General features: G+C 64.7%; 9 protein-coding genes. 2 read left to right on the forward strand and 7 right to left on the reverse strand.

What is annotated here, in order from left to right; translation table 11 throughout:
* Positions 1-7: 7 nt before the first annotated feature.
* From AC1DQ3_RS25830 to oxlT, 4 genes are all read right to left on the reverse strand, one after another.
* Positions 8-1,717 (reverse strand): NADH-ubiquinone oxidoreductase-F iron-sulfur binding region domain-containing protein, encoded by a 1,710-nt coding sequence (locus tag AC1DQ3_RS25830; protein WP_477123002.1) that lies wholly within the window; start codon positions 1,715-1,717, stop codon positions 8-10.
* A gap of 432 nt (positions 1,718-2,149) precedes the next feature.
* The gene (locus tag AC1DQ3_RS25835) at positions 2,150-2,410 is read right to left on the reverse strand and encodes a hypothetical protein (protein ID WP_477123003.1); all 261 of its coding nucleotides are present in this window, start codon (positions 2,408-2,410) and stop codon (positions 2,150-2,152) included.
* 116 nt (positions 2,411-2,526) lie between these two features.
* Positions 2,527-3,438, reverse strand: coding sequence for a LysR family transcriptional regulator (locus AC1DQ3_RS25840; RefSeq protein WP_477123004.1), 912 nt, complete (start codon positions 3,436-3,438; stop codon positions 2,527-2,529).
* Between the two features lie 114 nt (positions 3,439-3,552).
* Positions 3,553-4,887: an oxalate/formate MFS antiporter gene (oxlT, locus tag AC1DQ3_RS25845; protein WP_477123005.1), complete on the reverse strand. Its 1,335-nt coding sequence runs from the start codon at positions 4,885-4,887 to the stop codon at positions 3,553-3,555.
* A gap of 212 nt (positions 4,888-5,099) precedes the next feature.
* Here oxlT and AC1DQ3_RS25850 point away from each other — a divergent pair, with 212 nt between their 5' ends.
* Together AC1DQ3_RS25850 and AC1DQ3_RS25855 are read left to right on the forward strand one after the other, a co-directional pair.
* Positions 5,100-6,053, forward strand: a complete 954-nt coding sequence (locus tag AC1DQ3_RS25850) for a LysR family transcriptional regulator (protein WP_477123006.1) — start codon at positions 5,100-5,102, stop codon at positions 6,051-6,053.
* Positions 6,054-6,151: 98 nt separating this feature from the next.
* Positions 6,152-6,457, forward strand: coding sequence for a LysR family transcriptional regulator (locus AC1DQ3_RS25855; protein WP_477123007.1), 306 nt, complete (start codon positions 6,152-6,154; stop codon positions 6,455-6,457).
* A 119-nt stretch (positions 6,458-6,576) separates the two neighbouring features.
* On the opposite strand, the gene AC1DQ3_RS25860 is transcribed toward AC1DQ3_RS25855, so the two are convergent.
* The 3 genes from AC1DQ3_RS25860 to AC1DQ3_RS25870 all read right to left on the reverse strand — a co-directional run.
* Complete coding sequence (locus AC1DQ3_RS25860; RefSeq protein WP_477123014.1) at positions 6,577-6,759, reverse strand: hypothetical protein; 183 nt, start codon at positions 6,757-6,759, stop codon at positions 6,577-6,579.
* A 102-nt stretch (positions 6,760-6,861) separates the two neighbouring features.
* Complete coding sequence (gene frc, locus AC1DQ3_RS25865; protein WP_477123008.1) at positions 6,862-8,091, reverse strand: formyl-CoA transferase; 1,230 nt, start codon at positions 8,089-8,091, stop codon at positions 6,862-6,864.
* 23 nt (positions 8,092-8,114) lie between these two features.
* The coding region (locus tag AC1DQ3_RS25870) for a thiamine pyrophosphate-binding protein (RefSeq protein ID WP_477123009.1) at positions 8,115-9,419 on the reverse strand (1,305 nt) is incomplete at its 5' end.

Below are 9,419 nucleotides of genomic sequence, written 5' to 3' on the forward strand. Positions count from 1 at the left end.
TCGCGGCTCAGGCCAGTTCCTGGGGAAAGTACTTGATCACGCAGTCCACCGGGTTGGGCGCGGCCTGCCCCAGCCCGCAGATCGACGCGTCGCGCATCACCGCGGACAAATCAGCCAGCGCAGCCACGTCCCACTTCGGCTGCCGGATCACATCCAGCGCCTTGGCGGTGCCCACGCGGCATGGCGTGCACTGTCCACAGGATTCATGCTTGAAGAAATGCATCAGGTTACGCGCAACGGCAACGGCGCTGTCCTGCTCCGAAAACACCACGATGGCCGCCGAGCCGATAAAGCAGCCATAGGGTTGCAGCGTATCGAAGTCCAGCGGGATATCGCCCAGCGACGCCGGCAGGATGCCACCCGAGGCGCCGCCCGGCAGGTAGCCGTAGAAAGCGTGGCCATCCTGCATGCCGCCACAGTATTCCTCGATGAGTTCCCTGACGGTGATGCCCGCCGGCGCCAGGTGCACGCCCGGCCGCCTGACCCGCCCCGACACCGAGAAGGAACGCAAGCCCTGCCGACCGTGGCGCCCCTGCGCGGCAAACCATCCGGCGCCCTTTTCCAGGATCTCGCGCACCCAGTAGAGGGTTTCGAAGTTGTGCTCCAGCGTGGGCCGGCCAAACAGGCCGACCTGCGCCACGTAAGGCGGACGCAGCCTCGGCATGCCGCGCTTGCCTTCGATCGATTCGATCATGGCCGACTCTTCGCCGCAGATATACGCGCCCGCGCCGCGCCGCAGCTGGATCTCAGGCAGGCCCGGCACCGGCGGGTCGGCATGCAGGCGGCGCAATTCCTCGCCAAGCACCGCGCGGCAACCGGCGTACTCATCGCGCAGGTAGATGTAGATCGCCGAGACCTGGGTCACCGCGGCGGCGATCAGCATGCCCTCCAGGAAACGATGTGGATCCCGCTCCAGGTAAACGCGGTCCTTGAAGGTGCCCGGCTCGCCCTCGTCCAGGTTGATCGCCATCAGGCGCGGCGCGGGCTCGGCCATCACGATGCGCCATTTGCGTCCGGCGGGGAAACCCGCGCCGCCCAGGCCGCGCAAGCCGGAATCTTCCATCGTGCGCAACACGGCTTGCGTATCGCGCTCGCCCGCGGCCACGGCACGCAGCAATGCGTAGCCGCCCTGCGCGCGATACGCGTCGTAGCCGAGATAGGCTTCGGGTTCATGCCGCACCGCGCGAGCGGCCACCGTATCGGCAATGGTTTGCGCGCTGGCGGCATCCACGGGGTTCTGTCCGACCAGCGCGGCTGGCGCTCGCTCGCACCGGCCGATGCACGGTGCCGCCAACACTCTGATCTCGCTGCCCAGCAGATCCGGCAGCCTGGCGAGCAGGTCGCGGGCGCCTGCCAGCTCGCAGGCAATGCCCTCGCACACACGCACCGTCAGGGCGGGCGGCGGCTGCACAGCGCCATCCGTGTCCTCGCGCACCACCTCGAAATGATGATAGAAAGAGGCCACCTCGTAGACCTCGGCCTGCGACAGCCGCATCTCTTGCGCCAGCGCCACAAGGTGCGGGATCGCCAGTTGGCCGTAATGGTCGTTGATGGCGTGCAGATGCTCGATCAGCAGGTCGCGCCGGCGGGAGGCGTCGCCAAGCAAGGCTCTTACCTCGGCCAGCGCGGCCGGATCGGCCTGCCGGCCCTTGGGCTGGCGGCGTTTGCGCTGCTTGCCGATATCCTGGACCGCAATGGCAACGACGACCTGGTTCATGGCAATCTCGGTGGCTGTCTCTTGTGGGTACCGAAAGGCAATGGGGCAAGCGCCTGGCGCGCTTGCCCGCGGCTCTGGTTTTGTCTTGTCCCGCCGGACCGGCCAGCATGGCGGGTGGAAGGGACTTTGCCCTCGATGATATCCCTGTTCCCGCCAGGCATAGGTACGCCGCTGCCGTACGCCGCTGTCGGACAAATGCGCCTCAGGCAAGGTGCCTCCGGCACCGCGCGGTATCCCAGTCCTTCAGGGCAGAGGAGCGCAGAGGCGCAAGCACGCCAGGAGATCGATCGAACGCTGGATAGAAAGGATGGGAAAACTGGTCCCCGGGGGCTCTGCAAACAGGCCGAAAGTCTGACTAGCAGGGCAGGAGTTCAACTAAAGCATGGCAGCAGCGATCGGCAGCCGGGCTCTGCCGATCGCACCACGCGAACATCAGGCGCGGGCCAATTGAGATTTCACGTTCACGCCGGCAGCGGCAGGAGCGGCACGGCAAACACCGGTAGTTTCCTGTGCCGCGCCAAGTCCGGTAAAGCGTCCGTGCTCCTGGGCGCGGACCAGCACGGGGGTCGGCACGCGGGTGGCGATCAGGAAGGTAACGCCGATGCCAAGGGAAAGCAGACCAAAGGCGAGGCCGGGAAGAAGAGCGCTGTCCATCAAAAAACTCCAGGGAGGATGGTGAGTAGGAGTTTTCATTATATGCTGCAGCGCACTATCTGTAAATATTCTGTATGTGATATATCAAAAGAAATTTCGCACCCGCGCAACAGTCCCTGCCAGGCCCCTCTGCACCTCGCTCGGGGAGCCTCACCCTAGCCCACCCGCGCCACCAACGTCTGCTCATATTCCATCCCCCGCAAAACATCCCAGATGGCAGCGGCGTTCGGTTTGAGCGAACGGTTCTTGCGCCGCACCAGCATCACCGAGGATGTCACCTGCGGCCGCAGCGGACGCATGACCGCGGCGGGGTCCACGCCCGCCGAATGCGCGCGCGACGGCACGATGCCGATGCCCAGCCCGAGCGCCGCCATGCCGAAGATCGCGGCGAAATGCCCCAGCACCTGCGACGACCCCGCCCGCACGTGGTAAACGCCAAATGCCTGCTCCACGGCCGACTGGATTCCCGAATACTGGTCCAGCATCAACACGTTGGCACCATTGAGATCGCCCCACCCTACCGACTCGCGCGATGCCAGCGGATGCTGCGACGGCAGCACGGCATGAAACGGATCCGAACACAGCGTCTCGCAATACAGATCGTCGCCCGCCTCCGGATTCGTCGAGATGCCGAAGTCCACTTCGCCAGTGCGCACGCATTGCAGCGCGGACTCATGCGACCGGTCCTTCACGCAGATACCGATACCCGGCCAGGCCGAGCGGCAACCCGCAATCCAGCCAGGCAGCGACATCGACGACAGCACGGGATCGGAGGCGATCTGCACCGTGCCCTGGCACGGCCTGCCAGTGCCGTGGCTCTCGCGCAGCGTCTGCTCGACCTCCTCGATCAGGTGACAGATACGCTGCGACAAATGCTCGCCGGCATCGGTGAGTTCGACCTGGCGCGTGGTGCGATCGAACAGGCGCTGGTCGATCTCGTCTTCCAGTTCGCGCACGCTGCGGCTGATGGCGGACTGGGTGAGTCCAAGCTCGGCCGCGGCGCGGGTAAAGCTCTTTTGCCGCGCGACGGCGGCGAAGGCTTTGAGTTGCGGAAGTGAAATATTCAAGATGACCCCTTCTGTGAGCATGTGGCGCGAACCGTCTTGAGCGGCCCGGCGCGGCGCATCGTGATGGCAATCGGGCCCGGATTCGCTTGACGCGGTCCGGGCCCGGCTGGGGATTCAGTCGGTCTTGCCGGGAGAGAGTCCCGTCAGGCAAGCCGTGCTGTCGACCGCCGGCGCCAGGGATTCGACATGCCCGGTAATGAAGCGTCGTCGCATCGGGGCGAGCACGAACTTGGCGGACAAGCCGGCGGCAATGGTCACGGCCGCCGCCACCGTAAAGACCGCGTCCCATCCGCCCCGCGCCGACAGGACCGAGGCCAGCGGCACCAGCATCGCGGCCGTGCCCTTGGCGGTGTACAGCGTGCCGGCATTGGCCGAGGCGAACTTGCTGCCGAAGGTATCGGCGCACAGCGCCGGAAAGATCGAGAAGATCTCGCCCCAGAACAGGAAGGTCAGCGCCGCGAACGTCATGAACCAGTACGGGTCGCGGCCGAACTCCATCAAGCCGAGCAGCGACAGCCCCTCGCCGATAAAGATAAAGAACATGGTGTTCTCGCGCCCGATGCGGTCCGAGATGAATCCGCACAGCGGCCGCGTCAGGCCGTTGCACAGGTTATCGATCGACAGCGTCATGGTCAGCAGCGGCAGCGTAAATCCCAGCATCGTCACCGGCATCGAGGCAAAGCCGAAGTCCCGTGCGATCGGCCCCAGTTGCGCGGTGGCCATGATGCCGCCCGCCGCTACCGCCACGAAGGATGCATAGATGACCCAGAACACGGGCGTCTTCACCATGCGCCCCGGCGTAAAGGCGATGGGGTTGGTCAGCACCGCCTTGGCGGCCACGGCGCCGACAGGCGGACGCGGCTTGACCAGCAGCAAGGCCATCAGCAGGATGCAAACGCCTTGCAGGATGCCGAAGGTGATAAAGGCCTGCTCGTAGCCGGCACGCTGGATCATGTTGGCGATGGGAATCACGGTAAGCGCCGAGCCCGCGCCGAAACCGGCGGCGGTCAGCCCGGCAGCCAGGCCGCGCTTGTCCGGGAACCACTTGAGCGCGTTGCCCACGCAAGTACCGTAGACGCCGCCGGCGCCAATGCCGGCAATCACCGCCGCGAGGTAAAGCTGCGGCAGGCTCGTTGCATACGCATTGATGACCCAGGCCAGTCCCGCGCACAGTGCGCCACCCGCGACCACCGGGCGCGGCCCGATCTTGTCGACCAGCCAGCCTTCCAGCGGCACCAGCCAGGTCTCGGTCACGATGAAAATGGAAAAGGCCACCTGAATCGCCGACTCGCCCCAGTGGTGCTTGGCATTCATTGGTGTCACGAATAAAGTCCAGCCGTACTGGAGGTTGGCTACCAGCCCCATGCAAACCACGCCGATCGCCAGTTGAAACCAGCGATTGTGTAGCCAGCCCGAATGGCCCGCGGCCGCCATATCGTCATGCGCCATGTCGTGTCTCCTGAATAGTGCGTATCGCGCTCTGCGGCGCGACGGATAGGCTTCTCCGTGAGGGGGGAAGCCCTTGGTCACTACTTGATTGAGCGCGCCTGACATTGCGGCACGTGCATCTGGATTGATGCTAATGCAAACTAAGTACGGCCAAGCATAAAGTTTTTTATTATCATCATTGACGATCCTTTATACATTGGACGGACGAGTGCATGAAGAACGCCACGTTGCGCCAGCTTAAGGTTTTTGAGACGGTCGCCCGGCACCTGAGCTTTTCGCGGGCAGCGGAAGAGTTGCATCTGACGCAGCCGGCGGTATCGACACAGGTGCGGCAGCTCGAGGGCCATGTCGGATTGCCGTTGTTCGAACAGCTCGGCAAGAAGATCTACCTCACGCCGGCCGGCATCGAGATGCTGCACTACAGCCGCAGCATCATGCAGCAATTCCGTGAAGCGGAAGAGGCCATGTCGCAACTCAAAGGAATCTCCGGCGGGCGGCTCAATGTGGCCGTGATCAGTGCCGGCGATTACTTTTTCCCGCGATTGCTGGCGGAGTTCATGCAGCGGCATGACGGCGTGACGCTCAATCTTGCGGTGCACAATCGCGAGGAATTGCTGCACCAGCTTGCCAGCAACCTGACCGACCTGGCGGTGATGGTCCGCCCGCCGGAAGGCATGGACACCGTGAGCGAATCGTTCGCCCCCCACCCCTATGTCATCGTGGCCGCACCCGACCACCCGCTGGTCGGCGAACGCAACATCCCGCTCGCGGCGCTGGCCGACGAGGCCTTCGTTGCGCGCGAAAAAGGGTCCGACACCTGGAACTCCATGCAGGAAGGTTTCGCCGGGCGGCTGTCCAACATGCGTATCGCCATGGAGATCAAGAGCACTGAAACCATCAAGCAGGCGGTCATCGCCAATATGGGCATCGCCTTCCTGTCGGCGCACACCGTGGGACTGGAACTGCAGACAGGCAATCTCGCGGTGCTGGATATCGAGGGGTTCCCGGTGATGCTCAACTGGTATGTGGTGCATCGCAAGAACAAGCGGCTGCCGCCCGTGGCGCTCGCCTTCAAGCAATTCCTGATGGAAGAAGGGGCGAACCTGATCCAGCGCATCACCGGCGTGGACAGGCTGATCAAGAAGAAACGGAACCATAATCAATAGGTTATGGATATCAACCTGAACTTTAATTATCGTTAATTGATCGGCAACCCTATCCTCAACTCAGGCCCACTTTTGATAGCAGCCCGAGGAGTCCGATCATGAACCAGGTCCAGTTCGAAGCCAGCCCTGCAACCCAGGCCGACGGCGCAGCGCAGCGCATCAACGACGAATCGCAACTCACAGCCTACAACGCCGCCTTCATCGAGCTTGGCCTGCGCTTTCGCTGGGACAGCGAGATGTTCGCGTGGCTGTGCGGCATCGAATGCGAACAGAGCCGGATCGCGCGTTATATCGAGCAGTACCATGCCCATCTGCTCAAGGCCTACGATGCCGATTTCCTCAGCCGCCTGATCCTCGACAAGAAGTGCGAGTACCTGCGCGCGATGGGGCAGAAAACCAACTGAAATATCGATAGCGCGAAACGACACGGCAAGCGGAAGGGGCGCGGGAAAGCGCCCCTTCCATTTGCTGCGCCCGCGCCCTGGCCCGCTTACCCTCTGCTTACCCGTCACCTACCCGCCGCTCATCCGCGCATGTGACGCATGCGAATGACAGGTGCGCCGATACACTCGATCGCCACCTCCACCACCTCCACCACGGCGCCGTCCTTCATCGAGCCGACACCGAGCGAAGTGCCCAGGATCTTCCGCGCCGCGTCCTTGTTCGTCCTTGTTGTGTGCCATGTCAGGTCTCTCCATCTGTTCAAGGAATGCCTGGGCGTGAGCCGGCCCTCGCGCGAAACGCGAGGGCCGGCGGCTTGCAGACTCGGTTCAGGAAGTGACTGGCGTACGCGGGGATGCTCAGGGCATCAGACTGCCCCCGCGGCGCGCAAGGCTTCGATCTGCGAGGGCGTGCGGCCCAGCCAGTCGAGGATCTCCTCGGTGTGCTCGCCCAGCAGCGGCGAGCGCTCCACCTGCACCGGCGATGCCGACAGCGTGATCGGGCAGCCCAGTTGCACGTACTGCCCGCGCTCCGGGTGGTCCAGTTCCACCAGGTAGCCGCGCTCGTACATCGACTTGTCCTCGATCAGGTCCTTCATCGACAAGATCGGCCCGCACGGGACGTTGACCTCGTTGAGCGCCTCCATCACCTCGAACTTGGTGCGCGTGCGCGTCCATTTCTCGATGATGGAGAAGCACTCCTGCAGGCATTTGAGGCGGGCTTCCGGCGTGGCGAACTGCGTGTGGGTGATCAGGTCCTCCCGTCCGCACAAGCGCATCAGCGGCTCCCAGCCTTGCGGCTGGACGATGACGTAGACATAGTCGTTGGCGCCGCCCGGGGCGCAGCGCAATGCCGCGCCGGGCTGGCCGCCGCCCGAGGCGTTGCCGGCGCGCGGCACGAAGTCGTCGAACTGCTGGTTGGGGTACTCGCGCATCGGCCCGGCGGCCAGGCGTTGCTGGTCGCGCAGCTTGACCCGGCACAGGTTGAGCACCGAGTCCTGCATGGCCACTTCCACCCGCTGCCCGCGCCCGGAATGCTCACGCTGCAGCAGCGCAGCCAGGATACCCACCACGCAGTGCACGCCCGTGCCCGAGTCGCCGATCTGCGCGCCGGTAACAGTCGGCGGGCCCTCGCTAGGGCCGGTGGTGCTGGCCGAGCCGCCCATGCACTGGGCCACGTTCTCATAGGCCTTGCAATCCGCGTACGGCCCCGGGCCGAAGCCCTTGATCGACGCGTAGACCAGCCGTGGGTTCAGCGTCTGCAGGCGGTCCCAGTCGAAACCCGCGCGATCCAGCACGCCAGGGCCGAAATTCTCCACCAGCACGTCGCAGCGCTGTACCAGGTCTTCCAGCAACGCTTTGCCTTCCGGCGTCTTCATATTGAGCGTGAGGCTGCGCTTGTTGGAGTTCAGCATGGTGAAGTACAGGCTGTCGGCGTTGGGCACATCACGCAGCTGGCTGCGCGTGATGTCGCCGCGCCCCGGCAACTCCACCTTGATCACGTCAGCCCCCAGCCATGCCATCAGCTGGGTGGCCGAAGGGCCGGCCTGCACATGGGTCATGTCCAGGATCCGCACACCGTCCAGTGCCTTGTTCATGGTCTTGTCTCCTCACCACCGGGTTACTTGTACATGGTCTGGTTCTTGGTGCCCGGTGCGTACTCGCGCGGGTCCACCCAGATATTGATCACGGCCGACTTGCCGGTGCGCTGGACCGCCTCGCGCCCGCGCTGCAGCGCGCCGGCGATCTTGCCCGGCTCGCGCACTTCCTCGCCGTAGCCGCCCAGCATTTCGGCGAACCTGGAGAACGGCACGTCCGACAGCAGGTTGCCCACATTGCCGCGCGCCTCTCCGTACTTGGCGAGCTGGCCGTAGCGGATCTGGTTCATCGCCGAGTTGTTGCCGATCACCGCCAGGTAGGGCACGCCGAAACGGTTGGCGCTCTCCATGTCGAAGGCGGTCATACCGAAGGAGCCGTCGCCGTAATAGCAGAGGATCTCCTTGTTCGGGTTGGCCAGCCCGGCGGCAATGGCAAAGCCGGTGCCGACGCCCAGCGAACCCAGCGCGCCCGGATCCATCCACTGGCCGGGACGGCGCGGGCGTACGGCCTGCGCGGAGATGGTCACCACGTCGCCGCCGTCGCCGATATAGACCGTATCGTCCGACAGGAACTCGTTGAGTTCATAGGCCACGCGGTATGGGTGGATCGGCGTGTTTTCCGAGCGGAACAGCGGCATCAGCTTTTCGGTGGCCACAGCCTCGGCTTCGGTCAGCTGGCCCATCCACTTCCGGCGCGCCTGGCGCTTGTCGTTCTTGATGCGGCCGCTGGCGGCCTGCAGCACCGCGCCGAGGATGGCGCCGGGGTCGCCGACCAGGCCAAGGTCGATGTCGCGGTTCTTGCCGACCGTGCGGTAGTCCATATCGATCTGCACCAGCGTCAGTTCCTTGCTGATGCGCTTGCCGTAACCCATGCGGAAGTCGAACGGCGTGCCCACGATGATCAGGACGTCGGCATTGGCGAAGGCCTGCGTGCGGGTGCGGTCGAAGTGGTGCGGATCGCCCGGTGGCAGCAGGCCGCGGCTGGCGCCGTTGAAGTAGCCGGGAATATCCAGGCCCTTGAGCAGCGCGATGGCTTGCTCGTGGCCGCGCGCGGTCCAGACCTGCTGGCCGTAGAGAATGGCCGGGCGTTCGGCATTGACCAGGATGTCGGCCAGGCGCTCGATATCACGCGGGTCGCCGATCGATTTGGTGGAAGCGCGATAGTGGCCGGGGCGCGGGATCACCGCGCGCGCGAGGTCGACTTCGCGGTCGAGCACGTCGCGCGGGATCTCCAGGTACGCCGGGCCGGGAGCGCCGTTGAAGCACTCGCGTGCGGCCATCGAAATCATGTCGGCCACCCGCTCCGTGCTCGGAATGGTGGCAGCGAA

This window comes from Cupriavidus sp. 01T418, assembly GCF_056398885.1.